Genomic DNA, 24338 nt, shown 5'->3' with positions numbered 1-24338 from the left:
AAATGAAAACTTTAACACAAAAAAACGGAAGAAATTCTAAGTATTTTGAAATTCAGGATGATGGTGTTTTTGTAAAAGATAATTTTATGAATGACGCTTATGAATTTAAAATTCATTTTGAAGATATTTACGAAGAAGAAACAGTTTCAAGAAAATCAAAAGATTTTGTATTGATTATTTTGGCGATTTCAATGCTGTTCAATGGTATTTTTTTATCGATAATAATTAATGATTATTACAATTTTTCTTATCCTAATGGACTTTTTGTTTTTATTGCTTGCATGATTCCTGCTTTAGTTACAATAGGATTTTGTAATAATGAGTTTAGAAACGAAGCTTCGAAACATCTTTCTGCTAAAAGACCTTTGAAGTTTTACTACAATAAGAACGATAAAGAAATGGTTGACTTGTTTATCTCGAATATTAAAGAAAGTAAAAAAGATTTTTATCTTAAAGAATATTATAAAGTAGATAATTTAATTCCCACACATGTACAGATTGCTAGAATTCATTGGTTGTATGAGTGTAAATATATCACAGAAAGTGATGCGAAATTTATTCTTGATGAACTTAATTCTAAAAGAATAATTGAAGGAATGTAAATATAAAAAGCTCAATATTGGCTTCAAATCTTATTTGGTACCATATTTGCGATCCTTAGACAAAAAATTGTTATGAAATCTTTAAAATTTATATTAGCAGCAGTTATTTTCTCGTTATCATTTGTTTCTTGTGAAGTAAGAACGTATCCGGCGGGAAGAAGCTACAACTCTAAACCAATGCCTCCCGGACAAGCCAAAAAAGTCTACGGTACAAAGTCGGCAAAACCATTTGCTCCAGGGCAAAGAAAAAAATAAAAAAAATGCCTGAATTTCTAAAATTCAGGCATTTTTTTTACTTCCAATGTTAAATTTTTAATTATTTTAAAAATTTATTCACTTGACAATCAGTATATTACAACTTAATGTTAACCCAATATTAACTGAATGTAAAATTTGTATGAATTTATTTATATATCTTTGGTTTAAGATAATAGAAAAGGAACAGTAATTTTTAAAATCAAAGAGTTATGAAAAATAAAATTCAAATAGCAGCAGCATCAGTTTTTTTATTCGTTTTTGCAGCAATGTTCAATACGGTAAAAGCTCAGATTTCTTCAGATAATACCATTCAAGAAGTTAAACTTAATAAAAATGATACGTTTAACGAAGTTAGAAATTTATTAATGGCTAATTTTGATTTCACAAATCAAGATTATCAACAAGGGGTTGTAAATTCCGAAGTGAAATTTGATATTTCTGAAAGTGGTAAGATTGTAAACGTACACTCAACAGGAGACTGCAAATATGTAAGCAAAGAAATTGAAAACATTTTAAACGGGTTACAGTATAAAATAGATCCTTCAAAACTGAATGATAAAGTTCTTGCATCAAGCTATGTAATGCCTGTAAGAGTAGATATCAACAACAGATAATACAACAAAATAGTATTTTTAAAACTGTCTTTTTAGACAGTTTTTTTTATGTCTGCCAATTAGTTATTTTTGTTTTCTAATATCGTTTTACATTGGAAGAAATTTTAAACGTAGTTTTCCGCTCGCTTTGTGTCTATTTATTTATGATGGTCGCAATTCGGGTATTTGGTAAAAATCAACTTTCACAGCTCAATGCGGGAGATGTTGTGCTTTTGCTTCTTATTTCTAATGCTGTTCAAAATGCGATGGTTGGTTCAGATACTTCTTTACAGGGTGGGATTGTTGCGGCTCTTGTTCTTTTTGCGGCTAATTTTATCGTTAAAAGATTCATGTTTAAGAATCCTAAATTTAATAGTTTAATTGAAGACGACCCTGTAATTTTAGTAAGAGATGGAAAAGTAGATGAACCTGCCTTAAACAGAGTGAAAATCTCCAAAGCAGAGCTTGAAGAATCTATCAGAGAACATGGCGTGGATGGAATTGAAAATGTAAAACTTTCGGTCTTGGAAGTAGATGGGAATATAAGTGTAATTTCTATGGATGCAAAAGGTGAGCAAACCCATTACACAAGAATTAAAAGAAAAAGTAAAAGAAAATATCATTAAAATGTATTACGAACTAAGAGAAATGCGTCCCGGTGATGAAGCTAGAGTGTTAGAAATTTTCCAACAGGGGATAGATGGTGGGATTGCAACGTTTGAAACTGTAAGTCCTTCACCTGAAGCTTGGGATATGGAATTTCTAAAAGAATGCCGTTGGATTTTAGAAAATGATAAAAGCGAAATTATTGGATGGTGTGGTTTGAAACCTGTAAGCAAAAGAGAATGTTTTAAAGGTGTTGCCGAGATCAGTATTTATTTTGATAATGCGTATCAAGGACAAGGTTTAGGTTCGATACTGTTGAAAAAGCTTATTGTAGATAGCGAAGAGCGAGGTTTTTGGACGCTTCAAGCGAATATATTTCCAGAGAATGAAGTGTCATTGAAGTTTCATGCAAAATTCGGTTTTAGAACAGTGGGCGTTAGAAAGAAACTAGGTAAACTGAATGGTGAATGGAAAGATGTAGTGATGCTTGAAAAAAGAAGTGAATCGATTTTTTAACATAAAACATTATAAAGTTTCTTAAAATTTGCAGGATTTATAATCATAATCAATTATTGGCACTTTCATTGTTGTGGTTGTTTTGAATTTTTAAAACAATGAAATATGAAGAGTTTGATTAAAATTGCAGGAGCTGTAATGATGTTGGTTTTTTCTGCAGGATTAAGTATGGTAAGTGCACAGAAGCATCATCATAAGCACGGAAAAGGACATTACAAAAAAGTGGCTTACTGCCACACAAGACCGTCAAGAGAGGTGGTATATTACAGAGAACCTGTAAGACATAGATATTATCGTCCTGTAGTGCATCATCCAGCGCCGGTAAGCGTTTATGTAGCGCCGCCAAGACCACCAAGAGTTGCCATTGTTATTAATCCATAATGTATCAAAAAGTATAAGAAAAACCGGTAGAAATACCGGTTTTTTTGTTATTACATCTTTGATTGAATAGGATCTAGAAACGTATTGAAAATCATAATATCCTGCCCGAATTTATTGAAAATTCTTTCAGCGATGTTCTCAAGTTCGCTTTTAATGAAATCTTCTCGGAGGTCACTATGTTCAAAAACCAATAGGAGATTGTAGTTTTTTCCTTCTTCGATATAATCGCTTTGCACTTCAGATAGGATATATTTATCTACATCAAGAAGATTTTCTGCTAATGTAATCAACTCTTCGTCAACGTATTGAGACCATGCTTCAAGATTATCTTTTGGACAATGAAAGGTGATGCTAAGAACGCTCATTTATTTATGATTTATTTAAGATTTTGTGGATAATTTCTAGGGCAAAAATCGGTATTTTTTTCTTAAATTAGCACGTTATAATTTAACTGAAACAAATAATTTTCAGACATACAAACAAAAGTCTGATTATCATAATAATACACTTTTATATGCAAAAAGAAGGAGAAAGACTGATCCCCATTAACATCGTTGATGAAATGAAGTCGTCTTATATCGATTATTCGATGTCCGTAATTGTTTCGAGAGCACTTCCGGATGTAAGAGATGGTTTAAAGCCCGTTCACAGAAGAGTTCTGTACGGTATGTATGGATTAGGGGTTTTTTCAAACAGAAAATATTTAAAATCTGCCAGAATTGTAGGAGACGTTTTGGGTAAATATCACCCACATGGAGATTCTTCAGTTTATGATGCGATGGTAAGAATGGCTCAGGAATGGAGTTTACGATACCCGCAAGTAGACGGACAGGGTAACTTCGGTTCGATGGATGGAGATCCACCTGCAGCAATGCGTTATACCGAGGCTAGATTAAAGAAAATTTCAGATGAAGTACTTTCAGACCTTGATAAAGAAACTGTTGATTTTCAAAATAACTTCGATGATAGTTTAACGGAACCTACAGTTTTACCTTCAAAAATTCCAAACCTTTTGGTAAACGGAACTTCAGGGATTGCAGTTGGTATGGCTACGAATATGGCGCCACACAATTTGTCTGAAGCTATTGATGCAATTTGCGCTTATATTGATGATAAGGAAATTACCATTGATGATTTAATGAAGCACATTATTGCGCCAGATTTCCCAACGGGAGGTATCATTTACGGATACGATGGTGTAAGAGATGCTTTCCATACAGGAAGAGGTAGAGTAGTTCTTAGAGCAAAAGTGGCTTTCGAAGAAATCGGAAACAGAAATGCGATTATCGTAAACGAAGTTCCTTACCAAGTGAACAAAGCAGAGATGATTGCAAGAACTGCGGAGTTGGTAAAAGAAGAAAAAATTCCTGGAATTTACGAAATCAGAGACGAGTCGGATAGACGTGGCCTTCGTATCGTTTATGAATTGAAAAACGACGCAATTCCGAATGTAGTTTTAAACTTACTTTATAAATACACTGCGCTGCAAACTTCTTTCAGCGTGAACAATATCGCTTTGGTACACGGAAGACCAGAGCAATTGAACTTAAAAGATATCATTCATCATTTCGTAGAGCACAGACATGAGGTAATCGTAAGAAGAACTCAGTACGAGCTTAGAAAAGCGAAAGAAAGAGCGCATATCTTGGAAGGTTTCATGAAGGTAATTGGAACTCAGGATGCTTTAGATAAAGCGATTTCAATTATTCGTCACTCTTCAAATCCTCAAGCGGCAAAAGAAGGTTTAATTGCAGAATTCGAACTTTCTGAAATTCAAGCTCAGGCAATTCTAGATTTACGTCTTGCTCGTTTAACAGGAATGGAGCTTGATAAAATTCGTGATGAATATGATGCAATTATGAAAGAAATTGCAGATTTAGAAGATATTTTGGCGAATGAACCAAGAAGATTCCAAATTATTAAAGACGAGTTAATCGAAATTAAAGAAAAATACGGCGACGAAAGAAGAACTGAAATCGACTTCTCTGGTGGTGAAATGTCTATTGAAGATATTATTCCGAACGAAGAGGTGGTTCTTACAATCTCTCACGCAGGTTATGTGAAGAGAACGTTGCTTTCTGAATACAAAGTTCAAAGTAGAGGTGGTGTTGGTAACAAAGCTGCTACAACAAGAGATTCAGATTTCTTAGAATATATTGTTTCGGCAACCAACCACCAATACATGTTGTTCTTCACAGAAAAAGGAAGATGTTATTGGTTGAGAGTTTTTGAAATTCCAGAAGGTTCTAAAACTGCAAAAGGTAGAGCGGTTCAAAACTTAATTAATATTGAGCCTGATGATAAAATTAAAGCATACATCAGAACCAATAACCTTAAAGATACAGAATATGTAAACCAAATGAGCGTTGTAATGGTTACCAAAAACGGAACTATTAAGAAAACGTCTCTTGAAGCATATTCTAGACCAAGAGTAAATGGGGTAAATGCTATTGAAATTAGAGATAACGACCAATTATTAGGAGCATATCTTACGAATGGTACTTCTCAAATTATGATTGCTACTAAAAATGGAAAATGTATTCGTTTCCCAGAAGAAAAAGTAAGAGAGGTAGGAAGAAGCTCAATTGGGGTAAGAGGTATAACTCTTGAAGAAAACGACGAAGTAATCGGTATGATTGTAGCCAATGACCTTGAAAATGAAACTGTTTTGGTGGTTTCAGAAAAAGGATATGGTAAGAGAACTGCCGTTTTAGATTATAGAGAAACCAATAGAGGTGGAAAAGGTGTTATCACTTTAAATATTACTGAAAAAACAGGTAATCTTATCGCGATTCAGAATGTAACAGACGAAGATGGTTTGATGATTATCAATAAATCTGGTGTTGCCATCAGAATGGGTATGGATGAAATGCGTGTTATGGGTAGAAATACTCAAGGAGTGAGGATGATTAACCTTAAGAAAAATGACGAGATTGCTGCAATTGCAAAAGTAGCAATGGATAAAGATGTAGAAGATTCGGAAGAACTAGAAGAAGGAGCAGAAAATACAGCTAATAACCTGGAAATTGATTCAGAAAACCCAACGGAAAACCAAAATCCTACCGGCGAAACTGAGGATTCTAATTCAGAAGAATAAAATTTAAATAAAAATAGTATGAAAAAGCTAATTTTAGGAATGGCTATCCTTGTATCATCATTTACATTTGCACAGAAAGAAGACGCTAATGCAAAAGTTCAGGCGGCGCACAAAGCTGCAATTGATGCATTTAATGCAAAAAATTATGCAGCAGCGGGTCCTAAGTTTTTCGAAGTGTATACGCTTTTGAAAACAAGCGGACAAGATGATAAAACATATCTTTATAACGCAGGGATTAGTTATGCCGCAAGTGGTAATATTCCAGAAGCTACAAAGATTTATGAGGATTTGCTAAATACAGGTTATACAGGAATACAAACTAAATATACTGCAAAAGATAAGCAAGGGCAAGTTCAGGAGTTTGATAAAACTATGTGGGAGGCGGTTAAAAAATCTAAAGATTATACAGATTTTAAGACAGAACAAACTCCTAGTGTAGAAGAAGATTTGTATGAAACTTTAGCGACATTGTATCTTAATGCAAAGCAAAATGATAAAGCTATCGCTTTAATCGAGAAAGGTTTAGCAAAATTTCCAAATAATGCAAAACTAAAAGATTATCAAGGAACAGCGTATTACGCGTCTGGAAACAATGATAAATTTGCTGGTGTTATTAAAGAGCAGTTAGCAAAAGATCCTAAAAATGCAGATAACTGGTATAATTTAGGAGTTATTCAATCTAAAAACCCTGCAACTGCTGCTGATGCAGAAATAGCATTTAAAAAAGCGATTGAAATTAAGCCTGATTATTCTAACGCTTATATGAATCTTGTGTACACCATTATCGGTGATGAAGATGCTGCTGTGAAAAAAATCAATGAAACCAACAAAACCAATAAAACGGAAGGGATGAAATTGATTGAAGAAAGAAGAGCAAGATTCAACAGAGCATTACCTTTTGCAGAGCAATGGTATAAAGCTTTACCTGAAAATATTGATGCGGTATCTACTTTAAAAGATATCTATACCATCACTAAAAATACAGAAAAAGCTGCCGCTATGAAAGCTAAACTAGCTGAATTAGAAGCGAAACAAGCAAAGTAATCTTTTTCTAGATTCAATTTAAAAACCGAAGCAGAAATGTTTCGGTTTTTTTATGTTTTAAAGTTTAAATCTAAAACGGTTAATACAAATTTTAAACTAAAAACTGTTACAAAATCTCTTCTCAATTCCGTATATTTGGGAAAAATTTTTACAAAATGATCGAGTGGAAAACCGTTAAGGAATACGACGATATTACCTATAAAAAATGCAACGGAGTAGCGAGAATTGCTTTCAACAGACCGGAAGTCCGTAATGCGTTCAGACCCAAAACTACATCAGAATTATATGATGCTTTTTTCGATGCGTCTGAAGACCCGTCAATTGGTGTTGTTTTACTTTCTGGAGAAGGACCAAGCCCGAAAGACGGCGGTTGGGCTTTCTGTAGTGGAGGCGACCAAAAAGCAAGAGGACATCAAGGGTATGTTGGGGAAGACGGAAGACATCGTTTGAATATTCTTGAAGTTCAAAGATTAATTCGTTTTATGCCAAAAGCTGTTATTGCGGTTGTTCCAGGATGGGCTGTAGGAGGCGGTCATTCACTTCATGTCGTTTGCGATCTTACGTTGGCGAGTAAAGAACATGCTATTTTCAAGCAAACAGACGCAGATGTTACAAGTTTTGATGGAGGTTACGGTTCTGCATATTTAGCAAAAATGGTTGGACAGAAAAAAGCTCGTGAAATTTTCTTTTTAGGAAGAAATTATTCTGCACAAGAAGCTTTTGAAATGGGTATGGTAAATGCGGTAATTCCTCACGACGAGTTAGAAGATACAGCTTACGAATGGGCGCAGGAAATTTTGGCTAAATCTCCAACATCAATCAGAATGCTGAAATTCGCAATGAATTTAACTGACGACGGGATGGTTGGGCAACAAGTTTTTGCTGGTGAAGCAACCCGTTTAGCTTATATGACGGAAGAAGCGCAAGAAGGTAGAAATGCTTTCCTTGAAAAAAGAAAGCCAAACTTCGGAAAAGATAAATGGATTTCTTAATATATTTTGAAAGGTAATGAGTAGTTTCATTACCTTTTTTTAAACTATAATTGCAAGGAATAAAATACTATAAAACTCTAAACTGAATCGATTTTACATGGAAGAAAACTTTCAAAACAATCAAATTTTTGATTTTGATTTGCCTGATTTTTCAGAGCTTAAGATGATTTCGGTTTCGCCGAAGTATTTAAACATTGTTTTATTTAATCTTTCAATTTTTACACTGTTTATAGCTGGGTCAGTAGGAGTAGCGTTGTATTTTTTTCATTCAAAACTTAGTGTATTCCAAATTTGGGCAATTATTTTAGTTTTTTTTCTTTTGATAATTTTACTTTTTCTAAATGCTTGTATTGGTTTTAAATTTAGGAAATACGCGGTGAGAGAAAAAGACTTAGTCTCACAACATGGATGGCTGAAAAGAACCATTATTATTGTTCCTTTCAATAGAATTCAACATGTAAAAGTTGAACAGGGTTGGTTCTCAAAAATGCTTCATTTAAAGGCAATTTCAGTTTTCACAGCGGGTGTAAATGGAGGAGATATTACTATCAATGGTTTACCTGAAGACATTGCAGAAGGTATTAATCATCACATACGAGGAAGTATTTCTAAAGAAAATGTAGAAGATGGAAGAAGTGCGTAATTCTTTTTTTGAACCACAGAGACAGTCAAAAACGGGAATCGTTCTCTTATTTCTTTACAATGTGGGAATGGCGGTCAAAAATTTATGGGTTTTCATTATTCTTTTCGTAGTTCGAAAACAGCAAATTCAATCGTGGATGATTGTTTTGGGCGTTATTTTAGCATTATTAATTTTAGCGGGAGCCGCAATTTTACAGTATTTTCACTTTAAATATTATATCGACGAAGATAATGAAGAATTTATTATTCACGAAGGGATTATCAATACCTCTGTTACGAAAATCAAAAAGAAAAATATTCAGGAAGTTAATATTTCCCAGCCGTTTATCCATCAATTTTTTAATATTTATAAACTTGAGATTGATACACCTGGAAGCTCCAAAAAAGAAGTAAAAATTTCTGCACTTACCAAACAAAATGCACTCGATTTAAAGAAATATCTTTTAACAGAAACCAATTTTGTATCAGAAGAAATTACAGAGAATTTTATAAATACTGTAACAAAAAAGGAGGAAGAAGAACTTCGTGCTATTAAAATTTCTACCTCAAGTATTTTAAAATATGGTATAACTGCCAATTATTTGCAGAGTTTTCTAGCACTGGTAAGTTTGGTAATCTATGGTTTTTCAGAGCTTGTAAATATTCTGAAAAAGTTGGAATGGGAATCAAAAATCGATTATGATAATGTTGAAGAACAGATTCTTGCCTTTTCAATTCCTGTTTTAGTTGGTATCGTGGTAATTGCACTTCTGTTGGGAATCATCATTAATGCGGTACGAACAATTATTAAATTTTTCAATTTTAAAATTACAGAAAACGCCAAAAGTTTCTCTTTTGAATACGGCCTTTTTAATACCAGAAACTCAATTGTAAACAAATCTAAGGTACAGGTTATTACTGAAACACAAAACTGGATTCAAAAAAGAATGAATATTTCTTATGTTAAATTTCTTCAAATAGGAAGAAATGAGCATGAAGAAAAAAATGTTTCTGCAGTTCCAGGGATTAGCAATCAGGAAAAAGAAAAATTAATTTCTTCTATTTGGAAAGAAATGCCAATTTTTAAAGATTTTTTAAAACCTAATTTTAGACTTGCTTTTGTTCATACGGTTCAATGGATTGTTTTTCCGCTTCTAATAATTTTTGTATTTGATAAGGGATTGCTTGTAAAGTATTGGTTTTTAGTGGTTTTTTTCGTTGTTGTTGTAGAGTTTTTTATTATAATTTCGTTCCGAAACTTACGGTTGTTCTACAGCGAGAGATTTATTAGAGTAAGATCGGGAATTTGGGATGTAGATAACCGAACTTTTGAGGTCGAAAAACTTCAGACTGTGAAAATTTCTCAGTATTTTTGGCAAAGAAAAACAAATTTAGGAACTATTACATTTTATACATCTGCAGGGAAATTTAAAATTGCGGCTTTACCATTTGTAAAACTCAAGAAACTGCTCAATTATTGTATGTATAAAATTGAAAATTCTAAGCATAATTAAATTAAAATTTAATGTCAGATTGGATAAAAGCCGCTAGGCTTAGAACGTTACCGCTTTCTTTAAGCGGAATTATCATGGGTTCTTTTATTGCAAAATGGAGGTTGTATCGCGATGGTGGTATTTGGGATTGGAAGATTTTTGCTTTAGCACTTTTGGTAACTTTGCTGTACCAAATCTTATCAAATTACGCCAACGATTATGGTGATGGTGTAAAAGGAACCGATGAGAAAAGAGCTACTGAAGCAGAAGCGAGAGCGGTAGCTTCTGGAAAAATTACAGCAAAGCAAATGAAAAATGCCGTAATTTTATTTTCAGCTTTATCTTTTGTGGCGACAATTGCTCTTTTATATGTGGCATTTATCCCAGAATTTATGAATGAATTTTACATTTTCATAGGTTTAGGAGTAGCAAGTATTTTAGCAGCAATCGGCTATACAGTTGGGAAAAAACCTTACGGATATATGGGTTTGGGAGATATTTTCGTTTTCATATTCTTCGGTTTGGTTTCGGTTTGTGGAAGTTATTTTCTTTTTACAAAATCGTTCAGTTGGGATATGCTACTTCCAGGCGCAGCAATTGGAATGATGAGTATGGCTGTTCTTAACCTGAACAATATGAGAGATATAGAAAGCGATAAATTATCGGGTAAAAATAGTTTTGCGCTAAGAATTGGGTTTAAATACGCAATGGTTTACGAAATTGTGCTTTTACAATTGCCATTAATTTTTATCTTGATTTTTCTTTGTTTGCAAGGCTTTTTACAAACGCAACAATATTATGTGTTTATCGTGATGATTTTGCTTTTACCTGTAATGAAAGTAAGACGGCAAATTATGGCTGTGAAAAATCCTCGCGAGCTTGATCCTTTTTTGAAGCAAGTTGGGATTTTAACTTTAGTAATGGCGGTTCTTACGGTTGTTGGTCTTAACTATTTTGGAGTTTAAAAATTCAGAAGATGATGGATAGAGAAATTTACGTTCAGGCACAAATGCTCATTAGAAAACCTATTGAGGAAGTTTTTGAGGCTTTCATTAATCCTGAGATTACTACAAATTTTTGGTTTACAAAATCTTCCGGAAGGCTTGAAGAAGGGAAAACTGTAATTTGGGAATGGGAAATGTACGGAGTGAAATCTGAAGTAAATGTTCATCAAATTATTGAAAATAAAATAATCAAAACAGAGTGGGGGAATCCTGCAATTCAAGTTGATTATGAATTTAAGGAAATGGAAAAAGGAACATTAGTTGTCATTAAAAGCTACGGCTATCCTCAGAAAGGAGAAGCGCTTTTTAGTGTAATAAACGACAATACAGGAGGTTTTACAACTGTTTTAGATGGTTGTAAAGCTTATTTGGAACATGGGATTAATCTCAGATTGATTGAAGATAAATTTCCTTCAAAATAAATTTAACAACTTCGCTTAGATTGAGTTAAGGCCTTCGCAAATAAAAAAGGGTTAACAATAAAAAATCTTTGCGATCTTTGTACTACAATACACCTCTCACAAATCTTTTAGAAATTATAAAACTAAATTAAAAATGAAAATACAATATTTAGGACAAAACTGTTTTTTGTTCAATTATAACGGTAAAAATATTTTAACAGATCCCTTTTATAACTTTCAAAAGGAAACTTCTGGATTTGATATTACAGCTCAGAAAATTGATTACGTTTTGATTACGCATGCGCACGGAGATCATACCGCAGATGTAAAAGACGTTTTAGCTAATCATCCTGAAGCACAAATCATTGCACAGCCAGAAATTTGTGGATATTACAATCATCCTCATTCTATCGATATTAACTTTGGAGGTTCAGCGAAGTTTGATGATTTGAAAATTTCAATGGTTCCAGCTTCTCACACCTCAAGTTTTCCAGATGGAACTTATGGTGGCGAACCGTGTGGATATATTTTCAGACTTCCGGGAAAAAACATTTATCTCGCTGGAGATACTGGTGTAATGAGTGATATGGAGATTTTCCAAAGATTATTTGGTAAAATTGATATCTCTATCTTACCGATTGGTGCACATTACACAATGTGTGCAAACAAGGCAAGTTTTGCAGCTGCAGAGCTTTTAAAATGCCCAAAAGTAATTGGATGTCATTTCGATACTTTTGCTCCTATTAAAATAAACCATGAAGATGCACTCAATAAGTTTGCAGAACGAAATATAGAGCTTATTTTACCTGTTTTGGGTGAAGTAATAGAAGTTTAATAACAAAAAAAGAGTTATGAGAAAGAGAGAAATTTGGAAGGAATATCCGTTAAATTACGAATTTGAAAACCAAACCAAAGTAGAAGTTTCTAATTTGGGTAGAATTCGCACCTATAACTCCTATTTTCCAGAAGGAAAAATTGCGAAAGGAAGCACACAGGAAGGCTATCCTGTGCTTAGGCTTAAATTATTTAAGTCGAGATCTGCCGTGGATGCAGAAAAATTACAAACATTGCAATCTCAAATTGATGAATTGGGGGCAATGATAAAAAGCTTGGGAACTAAAAATGATGTTCTTGAAAAGAAAAAAGAATTACGCGCACAACGTGATGAGCTTATTCAGAAAAGAAAAAAGCAGAACCATCGTATCGATAAAAAAAGAACCATACACGTTACCATTATGTTTCATAAAGCAGTGGCAACGTTATTTTTGGAAGCACCAACAGATCCTGACAAAAAATTTGTAATTCACAAAGATTTTGATAAAACAAACAACGAGGTCGAGAATTTAGCTTGGGCAAGTCGTGAAGATCTTAAAGAACGTTACCCAAATAAACCGAAAGTAATTTTGGCAAAATTCAAAAAACAGTTTATGACAGATGATTATAAACCGAATACAAAAATGGGTAAGCTTACTGAAAATGAAGTTCTTAGAATAAAGCAGCGTTTAAAAAAAGGAGACTCTTTAAGAACTTTGGCGAAACAGTATGGAGTTTCAGACATGCAAATTCATCGTATTAAAACTGGAGAGAATTGGAGTCACGTAAAAACTGTAGATGATTTAATTCAAGAAAAAGAGAATAAAAATAAAGACATAAAAAAATGGCAAGCTACCTAAATCACACCGCTACGACCAATTACCTTTGCTGCGTTCCCACCCTGGAGGATTCTCAGGAGCTGGTTGTTTAGGACTTGCCGTTGCAAAGATAGGAATTAATTATAAACTTCAAAACTAATCATAAGAAAAAATGATGAAAAACCCTTTAATTTAGGCTAATTTGCTGAAATATAAGTGAATAATTTTTCATCTTTTTGTAAATTTTTTTAACATGACCAAAAGTCCAACTACCTTAGGAATTATCCTTTTTATTGCTACAATGATCGTTTTCTTTGTAGTTTACTCATTTTTTTCAGGAATCAATTATTTTGATATTTCACTGAAAGTGAACGCTTTTCTACTTCCGGTTCTCTATGCCGGTACGGCTTTTTGGTCGGTAAAATCGTATTGGAACGTTACCCGAGTGGTAAGTTTTAGAGAAGCTTTTAAAAGAGCATTTTATCCGATGTTTATCGGAGGTTTTCTTTCAATTTTTAGCATTTTTGCTTTTTTAAATTTTGTAGATACAGATGCTAAAAAGTTGCTGAACTATCAATATGTAGAAAGACAAAGAAATGAATTGGATAAAGAATACACCTCGGCAAAGAAAATTCTTAAACATCAAAAAGACATCGACGAGCTAGAGCAGAAGTATAAAGAAGGGTTGCAGAGAGTAAGTGATGATGCTGTAAAAGGAAAAGATATGCTTACAGCAAGTCATTTTTCAGGTTATTTTGCAGCGATACTGATATTTTACTTAGTTTTGTCATTGTTTTTCGGAGCGTTTTTCAGAACAAAAACAATTCACCAAGAAGAACCCAATCAAGAATAATTTTTTATTAAAATTAAATGAATTTATCTATTGTTATTCCGTTGTTAAACGAAGAAGCATCTTTAGAAGAGCTTTTCACAAGAATTGATAAGACCTGTACAGACAGCAACTTATCTTATGAAGTATGGTTTGTAGACGACGGGAGTACAGATCTTTCGTGGAGCATTATTGAGAATATGAAAGTACAATATCCTCAAATTCACGGTATTAAATTTTCTAGAAATTACGGAAAATCTCAGGCTCTTCATGCCGCTTTTTTAAGAACTCACGGAGATGTGGTAATTACGATGGACGCCGATTTACAAGATTTTCCTGAAGAAATTCCGGAATTGTACAGAATGGTTACCGAAGACAATTACGATATAGTTTCTGGTTGGAAGAGAAAACGTTTTGATAATGTAATGACTAAAAATATTCCTTCAAAACTATTCAATGCAGCGGCTAGAAAGGTTTCTGGGGTATATCTTCACGATTTCAATTGTGGTTTGAAAGCTTATAAAAAACAAGTTGTAAAATCGATTGATGTGTATGGAGATATGCACAGATATATCCCGGTTTTGGCTGCCAATGCAGGTTTTAGAAGAATTACCGAGAAAGAAGTTCCTCACCAAGCAAGACCTTACGGAACATCAAAATTCGGAACCGAAAGATTTATCAGAGGTTTCTTAGATTTGGTAACACTTTGGTTTGTAAGTCGTTTTGGTGGTAGACCAATGCATTTTTTTGGTGCAGTAGGAACTTTAATGTTCATCGTTGGTTTCCTTTCTGCAATTTGGTTGGGTATTTCAAAGCTTATTGATGTAGCGAGAGGTATTTACGGTCATTTAATTACCAGCAACCCTTGGTTTTACATTGCTTTAACGATGATGTTGATGGGAACTTTACTCTTTGTGGCAGGATTTTTGGGTGAAATGATCATCAGAACCAATAGAGAGCACAAGAATTATAATATTGACGAGGTAATTTAAAATGAAGAAAGTACTTTTTGCCATAAGTTTGGTTTCGCTTATCGCTTGCGGAAAAATTTCTCCAAAAGGAAATATTGAAAATAAAGATGTTGATGTAGAGGAATTTGTAAACCTTAATTTGGAAGGCAAGTTTCGTATTTTTTATGCGAGATCAAATAAAAATTATGTGGCAATAGAAACGTATCCAAACATTGCCGATAATCTTGAGGTTGAAGTAAAAGATAAAACGCTTTTCATCAAAGAAAATAGAAAAACTAAAGGAGTAGATTTTTACAATATTGTGGTCTACTCCAAATATAATCTAGAGAAAGTTGCTATTGCAGATTCTGTAGAAATGAATATTTCTAGCGAAATTAAAACGGATAATTTCAGGTTGAATTTAAAGAATTACGCCACTTTTATGGGTTCTGTAAACACCCGAAAAGCGGAAATTGAAATGTTGAACCGCAGTCGTGCAAATTTTTTAGGTGAAACCAAAGATGCCGTAATAAAAATTGCCGATACTGCAAGTCTTATCGCTCCTTACTGGAAAATTGAAAACCTAAAAATAGATTCCAAAAACGGAAATTACGCGGAAGTAAACGTAAAAGATTCATTAAATGGTAACATTCAAAATACGGCAAAATTCGTATATTACAACGATCCAATTCGTGCTTTTAAAGTTGATAAAACATCGAAAGTGGAAAATAAAAAACTTCAATAAAACTATTTTTAAATTACCTGTAGATGAATAAAATATTTTTTCTTTTGCTCTTGTGTTCTATATTTATCACATCTTGTGTTTCAACAAAAGTTAGTGTGAAAAATAACTTTGATTATTCTGTTCTTCAAAATAATACAAATTATATTGTTCAAAAAAATGATGGAGAAAAATTGAGGAAATTCCAGTTTATAGAGCAAACAGAAGATAAGATTATCGGAAAACAAAACGGAAAAGACATTGAAATCAACAAAAAAGTAGTAACAAGTGTCAAAAAACCTAGTGCAGGTAAAACGGCTGGTTTAGTTGCAGGAAGTGTTCTTCTTTTCGTTGTTGTAGGTTTTATTCCTGCTGCAGTTAGTAATTAATACTTAATCACAAAAATATAAAATATTGTAAAAATGAAGTTTGAAGATGAAACTTTGAACTTCCTTCTTCTTACTTCAAAAAAACACTACAAATATGACAACATTAGAAAAAGCAAAACTTTGGTTAAGCGACACATTTGATCAAGAAACAAGAGACGCAGTACAAGCCTTAATTGATAGCAATTCTCCAGACTTGGAAGATTCTTTTTACAGAGAATTAGAATTCGGAACAGGAGGGATGAGAGGTGTAATGGGAGTAGGAACCAATCGTTTAAATAAATATACGTTAGGGCAAGCAACACAGGGACTTGCGAATTATATGCTAAAGCAATTTCCAAATGAGGAAATTAGTGTTGCCATTGCTTACGACGTAAGAAATAACTCGAGAGAATTTGGAAAATTAGTGGCAGATGTTTTAACAGCAAACGGAATTAAAGTGCTTCTTTTCAAAGATCACAGACCAACTCCGGAATTGTCGTTCACCGTTCGTGACAAAAAATGTAACGGAGGAATTGTTTTAACAGCTTCTCACAATCCGCCAGAATACAACGGTTACAAAGTATATTGGAATGACGGTGCGCAAATCGTTCCACCGCATGATGAAGCAATTATTAATGAAGTATATTCTGTAAAATTTGATGAAATCAAATTTAATGGAAACGACGATTTAATCGAATGGATTGGAGAAGAACAAGATGATGTTTATATCGATGCTTGTATTGAAAATTCTACCTATCAAAACGTTGGAAAAGATAATTTGAATATTGTTTTCACTTCTATTCACGGGACAACGTATACCACAGTTCCAAAAGCTTTAGAAAAAGCAGGATTCAAGAAAATTGATTTGGTAAAAGAACAAATGATTCCGAGTGGAAATTTCCCAACCGTAGCTTCTCCAAACCCGGAAGAACCTGCCGCTTTGGAAATGGCGATGGATCTCGCTAAAATTACCAATGCAGATATCGTTATCGGAACCGATCCAGACGGAGATAGATTAGGTATCGCGGTTAGAAATTTAGAAGGTGAAATTCAGCTTTTAAACGGAAACCAGTGCAACACAATTTTAACTTATTACATTCTAAATGAATGGAGAAAAGCAGAAAAAATTACAGGAAGAGAATTTATTGGTTCTACGATTGTAACTTCTGATATTTTCTTTGATATCGCTCAAAAATTTGGGGTTGACTGTAAAGTTGGTTTAACAGGTTTCAAATGGATTGGAAAAATGATCCGTGATTTTGAAGGACAGGAAAAATTTGTTTGCGGTGGAGAAGAAAGTTTTGGTTTCATGACTGGAGATTTCGTGCGCGATAAAGACTCTTGTGGAAGTATCGTTTTAGCTTGCGAAATTGCAGCATGGTGCAAAGCAAACGGAAGAACGATGTACGAATACCTTATCGAAATTTACCAAGAAATTGGATTGTATTATGAAGGGTTAATCAACGTAACTAAAAAGGGTAGAGATGGTGCAGAAGCAATTCAGAATATGATGAAAAACTTCCGTGAAAATCCACCAAAAGAATTAGCTGGTTCTCCAGTTGCAGAAGTGAAAGACTTCAAAGAGCAAACCAATTTTGTGGTTGCAGAAAACGCAACGAAAGTAATGAATGATATTCCAAAATCTAATGTGTTAATTTACTACACAGAAGACGGAACTAAAGTTTGCGTAAGACCTTCAGGAACAGAGCCTAAAATTAAATTTTATGTTTCTGTGAAAGATTCTTTAGCTTCAAAAGAAGAATTTGAAAATAAAATTAAAGCATTAGAAGAGAAAATTCAGCAAATCAAAGTAAATTTGCAGCTGGATTAAAAAAGCAATGTGTTATTTTGAATCATTAAGGAGGATTGTTTTAAAATATCTTTGATATTTACCATAAAAAATCTCAACAGATTAATCGTCCTTAATGGTTTAATTAAAAACATACCATAATTAAAGTAATTATAAATTTAAAATAAAGTGAAAGTTTCAAAATTAGCAGCGAACCTGATTGGTTCAGAGATTGTAAAAATTGGTAATGAAGTAAACGACCTTAAAGCAAAAGGCGCTGAAATTGCCAACCTTACAATTGGTGATCTTAATTCTAATATCTACCCAATTCCTGCTAAGCTTAAAGAAGAAATTCAGAAAGCTTATCAGAATAATTTAACCAATTATCCGCCTGCAAACGGACTTTTATCTTTACGAAAACAAGTTTCTATCGACCTAAAAAACAGATGGAATCTAGATTATAATCCAAACGATATTTTAATTACGGCTGGTTCTAGACCTTTAATTTATGCAGTTTACAAAACAATTGTAGATGAAGGAGATAAAGTAGTTTACCCAACTCCGTCTTGGAATAACAACCATTACGCTTACCTTACGGGTGCAGATGCAATTGAAGTAAAAACAACGCCAGAAAACAATTTCTTGCCAACGGCAGACGATTTAAGACCTCATTTGTCAGGAGCAGTTTTATTGGCGCTTTGTTCACCTTTGAATCCTACAGGAACAATGTTTACAGAAGCTCAATTAAGAGAAATCTGTGAAATGATTTTAGAGGAAAACAAAAAAAGAGGAGAAGACGAGAAGCCATTGTACTTAATGTACGACCAGATCTATTCTAACCTTACTTTTGGAGCAAAACACGTAGATCCGGTTTCTCTTTTCCCAGAAATGAGAGAATATACAATTTATATTGAAGGAATTTCTAAATGTCTTGCTGCAACAGGAGTGCGTGTTGGTTGGGGATTCGGGCCTACTCTTATCATCGATAAGATGAAAGCTTTGCTTACTCACGTTGGAGCTTGGGCGCCAAAACCAGAGCAAGAAGCAACGGCAAAATATTATGAAGATACTGCAGATGTAAATGCGTTTATCGAAGATTTTAAAGGTAAATTAGAAGAAAGCTTAAAAGTTCTTCACGGTGGAATTCAAGATTTGAAAGCGAAAGGTCTTGCGGTAGATTCAATTCAGCCAATGGGAGCGCTTTACCTTACAATTAAATTAGATTATATCGGTAAAACAAAACCAGACGGTGGCGTTATTGAAAACTCTTCAGACTTAGTTTTCTATTTAATTAATGAAGCTGGAGTGGCATTAGTTCCGTTCTCAGCATTTGGTGAAGACAAATCTGAACCTTGGTTTAGAGCTTCAGTAGGAGGTTTAGCAACAGCGGAAATTTCTACAATGATGCCAAAATTAGAGACTGCTCTAAATAATTTAAAATAGAATAAAAATTTTTTATAAATTTATCAATGTTGATTCTAAACTTTTAGAGTCAACATTTTTTTTTGTTTAAAATTAATGTAAATCGTAAATGATGAACGACAAACCGGAATCTCAAGAAGATTTCAACGGCGAAAACCAGCCAAAAAATAATTCGCAAAATCTTGAATTTTCAGAAGAAAATTCTTTAGAATCTACAATCGAACCCGAAAATGGGGAAATTTCAGAAGAAAAACCAGAACTAATTCCAGAAGCTCCAAAAACAAGTTTAGTTTCAGAGCAGCAGAAAAAAAATCCTTACAAAATTGCTTTTTTCAGTCTTGGAGGAGTCATTCTTTTAGGTGGAATTTCTTTCTTTGGATACAAATTTTATAAAGAACGTCAAACTGCAGAGCCTATTATAGCAAATGTTTGCTTAGATAGCGACACCAAAATTTATGATGCTTACAAAGATGCAGTGGTAATGGTAAAGCACAGATACGGATTTTTCGCGCGTATTAAAGGAAAAGAAATCCAGCTCAATATTCCTGAAGCTGCAGACCAAACACTGTACGGAACGGCTTTTTTTGTTGACAAAAAAGGAAACATGATTTCTAATAGTCATGTTTTACAACCTTGGACTTCATCCGAAAATATTGAAAAAACAGAAGCAGATGCACAAAATATCAGAATGAAAATTGCTTCAATTTTAACAACAGATATTTCTCCGGAAGGTTATGAAACTTTTATCGCCTCCAATTGGGGAAATGCTAATGCAGAATACAATGAAGAGGGAGATTATGATGAAGGAGAAGACCAAAGTGCAGGTGAAGATTTTGTAAGTTCTTCTGATGCATCTTCATCTGATACGATTTCGGAATCTACTGATTTGGCAGCTTCAATTCCGCAAAAAGAATATGTTTCTGAAGAAGATATTCAGGTATATATGAAAACGATTGATATTTCTGTGGCGCTTCATAATTCTTCGGATGAATGGCTTACTTGTACCATCGAAAAAATTTCTAAAGAATCTGAAATCGATTTAGGAGTTTTACAACTTTCTACTAAAGAAACACCAAATACAGTGGTGAATATCATTAATCTAGACAATGCTGTTGTTGATGATAAAACGTTAAAACCAGGTGAAAAAGCAGTAATGATTGGCTATCCTTTAGGTGAAGATTTAGCGCAAACCAATTCTGGAATGAAAGTTCAGTTGTATAACGGGCAAATCAGTAAAGAATCAGACGGAACTAAAATTCAGTACAGTGTTACGTCTACTCACGGAGCAAGTGGTTCGCCAATTTTTAATCATTGTGGACAGTTAATTGCGGTTAATTTTAGTGGTGTAGAACAAGTTCAAGGTTTCAATTTTGGAATTGTTACCAAGCAAATACAATCGGTTTTTCCTTTTTTAGCGGTAAAATCTGAAGTTAAAAATTAAAAAATGAAAAAACTAACAACCTTTATAGCAACATTGGTTTTCAGTGCTGCATTTGCACAAATTCCTTCATTGGAAATTACAGGCGAAAAAAAGCACCCCGTTATTTTGCAAAGCGCAAAATTTGAAACCAAAATTCTTGGAAATTTAGCAACAACTACGGCAACCTACACATTTTACAATTCCGGGAAAAGAATTTTAGAAGGAACGCTCACTTTTCCGCTTCCAGATGGAGTAAGTGTAAGTGGTTACGCTTTAGATATAAATGGAAAACTGAGAAATGCCGTTCCCGTTCCCAAAGAAAGAGCCAAAGAAGTTTTTGAAAGTGTAGAAAAAAGAAATGTAGACCCTGGAATTATCGAAAAAGTTCAAGGAAATAATTTCAGAACGAGAATTTATCCTTTACCAGAAAAAGGAAGCAGAACGGTTCAGATTACGTATCATCAAGAATTAAAAAACTCAAAATCTGAATATCAGTACTTTATGAGTTTTGCGAATGCAACGAGTATTCCAAAATTTGATTTGAAAGTTTGGATTAATGACGGTTCTTCAACACCAAAAATTATTGAAAATCCTGATGGAAGTTTTTCTTTTCAAAAACAAGGAAATCAATGGATTGCGGAAATTTCAAAAGAAAATTTCAGACCGCAGGAAAGTTTAAAGATTAATCTTCCAAAAGGAAACCAAACCTCTAATGTTTTGATGCAAAAAGCTTCGGGAGAAGAGGCTTATTTTGCAGCTAATGTAAATGTAGATTTTCCGGTAAAGGAAAAGCAAAAAGCACAGAAAATTGCAATTATTTGGGATAATTCTTTTAGTGGTTCAAAAAGAAATAGAGACAAAGAATTAGATTTTTTGAATGCGTATTTTAACGACAACAAAAATGTTTCGGTTTCTTTTGTTACCTTAAATAATACTTTAGACAAAGCGGAAGAATTTACTATTTCTGGCGGAAATTGGAGCAATTTAAAAAATCGAATTCTAAATCTTCGTTACGATGGCGGAACCGATTTTGGCGCTTTACAGGAACTGAATGGAGTAGAAGAATACCTTCTTTTTTCTGATGGAATTTCTAATTTTGGTGATTTAAAAATCAAGTTCAAAAAACCTTTGAACAGTATTACAAGTACGCCAACTTCTGATTTTAATTTGTTGAAGAACTTATCAAATCAATCAGGTGGAAATTTCATCAATTTGAATGATACAGACACAAAATCTGCTTTGCAACAGCTTAAAAAATTACCTGTTCGTTTTTTAGGATTCAAAGAAAATCCGAATATTAAAGAAGTTTTTCCTAATGTGGGTTCTGTGGTGAATGAGCCGATTACTATTTTCGGAATCAGTTCTGGAAATTTAGGAAAACTTACGGCGGTTTTTGATGTAGGAACTGAAAAATTTGAAGTTCCTGTAGATTTTACCAATGCTTCTTCAACAGAAAATTGGCAGATTGCACAGTTTTGGGCTCAACGAAAAATTGACGAATTAGAAGTGAATTCTGCTCAAAATAGAAGCGAAATTAAAGATATTAGCGAACAATTTGGTGTGGTAAGTAAAAATACCAGTTTAATTGTTTTGGAAGACGTTAATGATTATGTTCGTTACAAACTCGCGCCTCCACAAGAGTTACAGGCAGAATATCAAAAAATTGTTAGCCAAAATAAAAGAACTGTTTTAGAACAGCGAAGAAATCTTTTATCTAAAGCTTTTGATAAAACCAGAGAATTAAAAACTTGGTGGAATACAGATTTCAAACCTGATGAAAAGAAAGTGTATCCTAAAGTGAGTAATCAATCAAGAACAGATACGGTAAGAGCAACGAGTATTGACGAAGTTGTTGTTACTGGCGCATTAGGAATGCAAAGAAATTCAGTGGTTGCAGAAAAAGCTTCTGATGAGGCAGAAGAAATTATCAATTCAGGAAGAAAACCAGCCGGAAAAATTACTTTAGTCGATGTAGAAAGCACTGCAGAATACATGAAAGATTTTCAAAATCTGCAATCTGCGGAAGTTATTTATCAAAAATATTTGGACAATAGAGCGCAGCACGAAAAGCAGGTAACATATTATTTTGATGTTTCTAAATTACTGTTCAAAAAAGGAGATAAAGTTTTAGCCCTGAAAGTTTTAAGTACTTTAGCAGAACTCGATTTGGAAAATGAGGAGTTGTACAAAACCATTTCTTATTTGCTTAAACAAAGAGGTCATTATGATAAAGAATTGTGGATTACACAAAAAATTCTGGAATGGAGACCTTTTGATGCTCAAAGTCACAGAGATTATGCCCTTGCTTTGGTAGATAATAAAAAACCGCAGGAAGCTTTAAATATTTATAAATCTTTGCTTTACCAAGAATTTACAGACGAAATTTCTGCACGTGACAATGGCATTGAGGAAATTTTAATTATGGAAATCAACAATATTTTAAAGCAAAATAAAAATGTTGATGGAAGTAAAATTGATGACCGATTAAAAGCTGACCTTCCTGTAGATATTCGCGTAGTTATCAATTGGAATAAAGACAATACCGATATTGACCTTTGGGTAACCGATCCGAGAGGAGAGGACTGCTCTTATCAACATAAATCTACAGCCATTGGAGGAAGATTGAGCAACGATTTTACGCAAGGTTTTGGACCAGAACAGTTTCTATTGAAGAAAGCTATGAAAGGAAAGTATAAAATAAAAACCAATTTCTTTGGAGAAAGGCAAAATATACTTTCAGGCCCTCCAACCATAATGGCGGAAGTCTATTTGTATTATTCAGATGGAAGGCAAGAGCGAAAAATTGCCGTTTTCCAAGCCCAAAAGGAAAATAAAGAAGAAAAAGACAGTAAAATTCTGATAGGAGAGTTTGAATTCTAATCATAATGCAAACCGCCCGAAAACCAAAGGTTTTCGGGCGGTTTTATAATAAATATTAAGGTTTTTAGAAGTTTTTATCTGCGAAAGCAAAAATATTACCCAGTTTTACGCTTGAGTAGCCGTTGCTTTTAATTTTTGAAGAATTAATCATGGCTTTAGCCAAAATTTCTGTAGGTAAAGGTTTATGACTTTCTAAAAGTCCAATTTTATTGGCAAATTTTATAATTCTTCCGCCTAAAACTTCGCCGTTTCGTTCAGAATCTTTGCGTTCCAACATTCCAGGTTTAAAAATGGTGATTTTATTGAAATGAAGCTGTTTTACGGCTTCTTCAAGTTCGCCTTTCATGCGAGAATAGAAAACTTTAGACTTAGGATTAGCTCCATAAGCAGACACAAGAATATAATCTTCAACATTATTTTCTTTCGCATTTTTCGCAAATTGGTATTGATAATCGTAATCAACTTTCCATTGCGCATCTTTGCTTCCAGCGTCTTTTAAAGTGGTTCCGAGACAAGAGAAAGCAACGTCGCCGTTTACAAGGTTTTTCCAATCTTCAGGATGTTCAAAATCAACAACATGTACCGTAAGCTTATCGTTATAAATTCCTAAAGGTTTACGTACAAAAATATCTACCGCCGAAAAAGCTGGGTCGTTCAGTAGTTGTTGTAGTAAATCTTTGCCTGTAGCTCCGGTCGCACCTATAATTAAAGCTTTCATCA

The 24338-nt window shown here is 33.6% G+C and carries 24 protein-coding genes, 1 other RNA gene and 1 pseudogene; 23 read left to right on the top strand and 3 right to left on the bottom strand.

The window, feature by feature from the left end; genetic code table 11:
- The first annotated feature begins 2 nt into the window (after nt 1-2).
- From AC2A1D_RS00545 to AC2A1D_RS00520, 6 genes are all read left to right on the top strand, one after another.
- Nucleotides 3-602 carry a hypothetical protein gene (locus AC2A1D_RS00545; RefSeq protein WP_484041718.1) on the top strand — a complete coding sequence of 200 codons (600 nt, stop codon included), beginning with the start codon at nt 3-5 and terminating at the stop codon, nt 600-602.
- A 72-nt stretch (nt 603-674) separates the two neighbouring features.
- On the top strand, nt 675-857 hold the full coding sequence (locus AC2A1D_RS00540; protein WP_484041717.1) for a hypothetical protein: 183 nt from the start codon (nt 675-677) through the stop codon (nt 855-857).
- 212 nt (nt 858-1069) lie between these two features.
- Nucleotides 1070-1474: a hypothetical protein gene (locus AC2A1D_RS00535; protein ID WP_484041716.1), complete on the top strand. Its 405-nt coding sequence runs from the start codon at nt 1070-1072 to the stop codon at nt 1472-1474.
- 92 nt (nt 1475-1566) lie between these two features.
- Nucleotides 1567-2079 (top strand): DUF421 domain-containing protein, encoded by a 513-nt coding sequence (locus AC2A1D_RS00530; RefSeq protein WP_484041715.1) that lies wholly within the window; start codon nt 1567-1569, stop codon nt 2077-2079.
- Nucleotides 2024-2575 carry an N-acetyltransferase family protein gene (locus tag AC2A1D_RS00525; protein WP_484041714.1) on the top strand — a complete coding sequence of 184 codons (552 nt, stop codon included), beginning with the start codon at nt 2024-2026 and terminating at the stop codon, nt 2573-2575. Before AC2A1D_RS00530 ends, AC2A1D_RS00525 begins: the two co-directional genes overlap by 56 nt.
- A gap of 105 nt (nt 2576-2680) precedes the next feature.
- The gene (locus AC2A1D_RS00520; protein ID WP_484041713.1) at nt 2681-2956 is read left to right on the top strand and encodes a hypothetical protein; all 276 of its coding nucleotides are present in this window, start codon (nt 2681-2683) and stop codon (nt 2954-2956) included.
- A gap of 50 nt (nt 2957-3006) precedes the next feature.
- Here AC2A1D_RS00520 and AC2A1D_RS00515 read toward each other — a convergent pair whose 3' ends face one another.
- Nucleotides 3007-3321 (bottom strand): DUF4286 family protein, encoded by a 315-nt coding sequence (locus tag AC2A1D_RS00515; RefSeq protein WP_484041712.1) that lies wholly within the window; start codon nt 3319-3321, stop codon nt 3007-3009.
- 149 nt (nt 3322-3470) lie between these two features.
- Here AC2A1D_RS00515 and gyrA point away from each other — a divergent pair, with 149 nt between their 5' ends.
- The 9 genes and pseudogenes from gyrA to AC2A1D_RS00470 all read left to right on the top strand — a co-directional run.
- A complete protein-coding gene (gene gyrA, locus AC2A1D_RS00510; RefSeq protein WP_484041711.1) occupies nt 3471-6053 on the top strand; it encodes a DNA gyrase subunit A in 2583 nt (860 codons plus the stop codon).
- A gap of 18 nt (nt 6054-6071) precedes the next feature.
- Nucleotides 6072-7097, top strand: coding sequence for a tetratricopeptide repeat protein (locus tag AC2A1D_RS00505; protein ID WP_484041710.1), 1026 nt, complete (start codon nt 6072-6074; stop codon nt 7095-7097).
- Nucleotides 7098-7252: 155 nt separating this feature from the next.
- Nucleotides 7253-8089, top strand: a complete 837-nt coding sequence (locus AC2A1D_RS00500; RefSeq protein WP_484041709.1) for a 1,4-dihydroxy-2-naphthoyl-CoA synthase — start codon at nt 7253-7255, stop codon at nt 8087-8089.
- Between the two features lie 97 nt (nt 8090-8186).
- Nucleotides 8187-8732: a PH domain-containing protein gene (locus AC2A1D_RS00495; RefSeq protein WP_484041708.1), complete on the top strand. Its 546-nt coding sequence runs from the start codon at nt 8187-8189 to the stop codon at nt 8730-8732.
- The gene (locus AC2A1D_RS00490; RefSeq protein WP_484041707.1) at nt 8716-10224 is read left to right on the top strand and encodes a PH domain-containing protein; all 1509 of its coding nucleotides are present in this window, start codon (nt 8716-8718) and stop codon (nt 10222-10224) included. Before AC2A1D_RS00495 ends, AC2A1D_RS00490 begins: the two co-directional genes overlap by 17 nt.
- A gap of 11 nt (nt 10225-10235) precedes the next feature.
- Nucleotides 10236-11168 carry a 1,4-dihydroxy-2-naphthoate octaprenyltransferase gene (gene menA / locus AC2A1D_RS00485; RefSeq protein ID WP_484041706.1) on the top strand — a complete coding sequence of 311 codons (933 nt, stop codon included), beginning with the start codon at nt 10236-10238 and terminating at the stop codon, nt 11166-11168.
- 14 nt (nt 11169-11182) lie between these two features.
- Nucleotides 11183-11629, top strand: a complete 447-nt coding sequence (locus AC2A1D_RS00480; protein ID WP_484042320.1) for an SRPBCC family protein — start codon at nt 11183-11185, stop codon at nt 11627-11629.
- Between the two features lie 133 nt (nt 11630-11762).
- Nucleotides 11763-12443, top strand: a complete 681-nt coding sequence (locus tag AC2A1D_RS00475; protein WP_484041705.1) for a metal-dependent hydrolase — start codon at nt 11763-11765, stop codon at nt 12441-12443.
- A 16-nt stretch (nt 12444-12459) separates the two neighbouring features.
- Nucleotides 12460-12615, top strand: a pseudogene (locus AC2A1D_RS00470) (NUMOD4 domain-containing protein); the annotation flags it as partial.
- Between the two features lie 648 nt (nt 12616-13263).
- Here AC2A1D_RS00470 and ffs read toward each other — a convergent pair.
- Nucleotides 13264-13361, bottom strand: an RNA gene (ffs, locus tag AC2A1D_RS00465) — signal recognition particle sRNA small type.
- Nucleotides 13362-13492: 131 nt separating this feature from the next.
- On the opposite strand from ffs, the gene AC2A1D_RS00460 reads away from it, so the two are divergent.
- The 8 genes from AC2A1D_RS00460 to AC2A1D_RS00425 all read left to right on the top strand — a co-directional run bounded on the left by AC2A1D_RS00460 (nt 13493) and on the right by AC2A1D_RS00425 (nt 23618).
- Nucleotides 13493-14092 (top strand): DUF4199 domain-containing protein, encoded by a 600-nt coding sequence (locus AC2A1D_RS00460; protein ID WP_484041704.1) that lies wholly within the window; start codon nt 13493-13495, stop codon nt 14090-14092.
- Between the two features lie 17 nt (nt 14093-14109).
- Nucleotides 14110-15060 carry a glycosyltransferase family 2 protein gene (locus tag AC2A1D_RS00455; RefSeq protein WP_484041703.1) on the top strand — a complete coding sequence of 317 codons (951 nt, stop codon included), beginning with the start codon at nt 14110-14112 and terminating at the stop codon, nt 15058-15060.
- Between the two features lies 1 nt (nt 15061).
- Nucleotides 15062-15763, top strand: coding sequence for a GIN domain-containing protein (locus AC2A1D_RS00450; RefSeq protein ID WP_484041702.1), 702 nt, complete (start codon nt 15062-15064; stop codon nt 15761-15763).
- Nucleotides 15764-15858: 95 nt separating this feature from the next.
- Entirely contained in the window at nt 15859-16128 is a 270-nt protein-coding gene (locus tag AC2A1D_RS00445; protein WP_484041701.1) for a hypothetical protein, read from the top strand.
- 94 nt (nt 16129-16222) lie between these two features.
- Nucleotides 16223-17938, top strand: coding sequence for a phospho-sugar mutase (locus AC2A1D_RS00440; RefSeq protein WP_484041700.1), 1716 nt, complete (start codon nt 16223-16225; stop codon nt 17936-17938).
- 147 nt (nt 17939-18085) lie between these two features.
- Entirely contained in the window at nt 18086-19339 is a 1254-nt protein-coding gene (locus AC2A1D_RS00435) for a pyridoxal phosphate-dependent aminotransferase (protein WP_484041699.1), read from the top strand.
- A gap of 88 nt (nt 19340-19427) precedes the next feature.
- A complete protein-coding gene (locus tag AC2A1D_RS00430; protein ID WP_484041698.1) occupies nt 19428-20759 on the top strand; it encodes a S1 family peptidase in 1332 nt (443 codons plus the stop codon).
- A 3-nt stretch (nt 20760-20762) separates the two neighbouring features.
- Nucleotides 20763-23618: a VIT domain-containing protein gene (locus tag AC2A1D_RS00425; RefSeq protein WP_484041697.1), complete on the top strand. Its 2856-nt coding sequence runs from the start codon at nt 20763-20765 to the stop codon at nt 23616-23618.
- Between the two features lie 64 nt (nt 23619-23682).
- Here AC2A1D_RS00425 and AC2A1D_RS00420 read toward each other — a convergent pair whose 3' ends face one another.
- A complete protein-coding gene (locus tag AC2A1D_RS00420) occupies nt 23683-24336 on the bottom strand; it encodes an NAD(P)H-binding protein (protein ID WP_484042319.1) in 654 nt (217 codons plus the stop codon).
- Nucleotides 24337-24338 lie beyond the last annotated feature (2 nt).

It is taken from the genome of Chryseobacterium sp. HNCC26DJ239, assembly GCF_057180445.1.
This window is presented reverse-complemented; position numbering and strand designations above follow the sequence as displayed.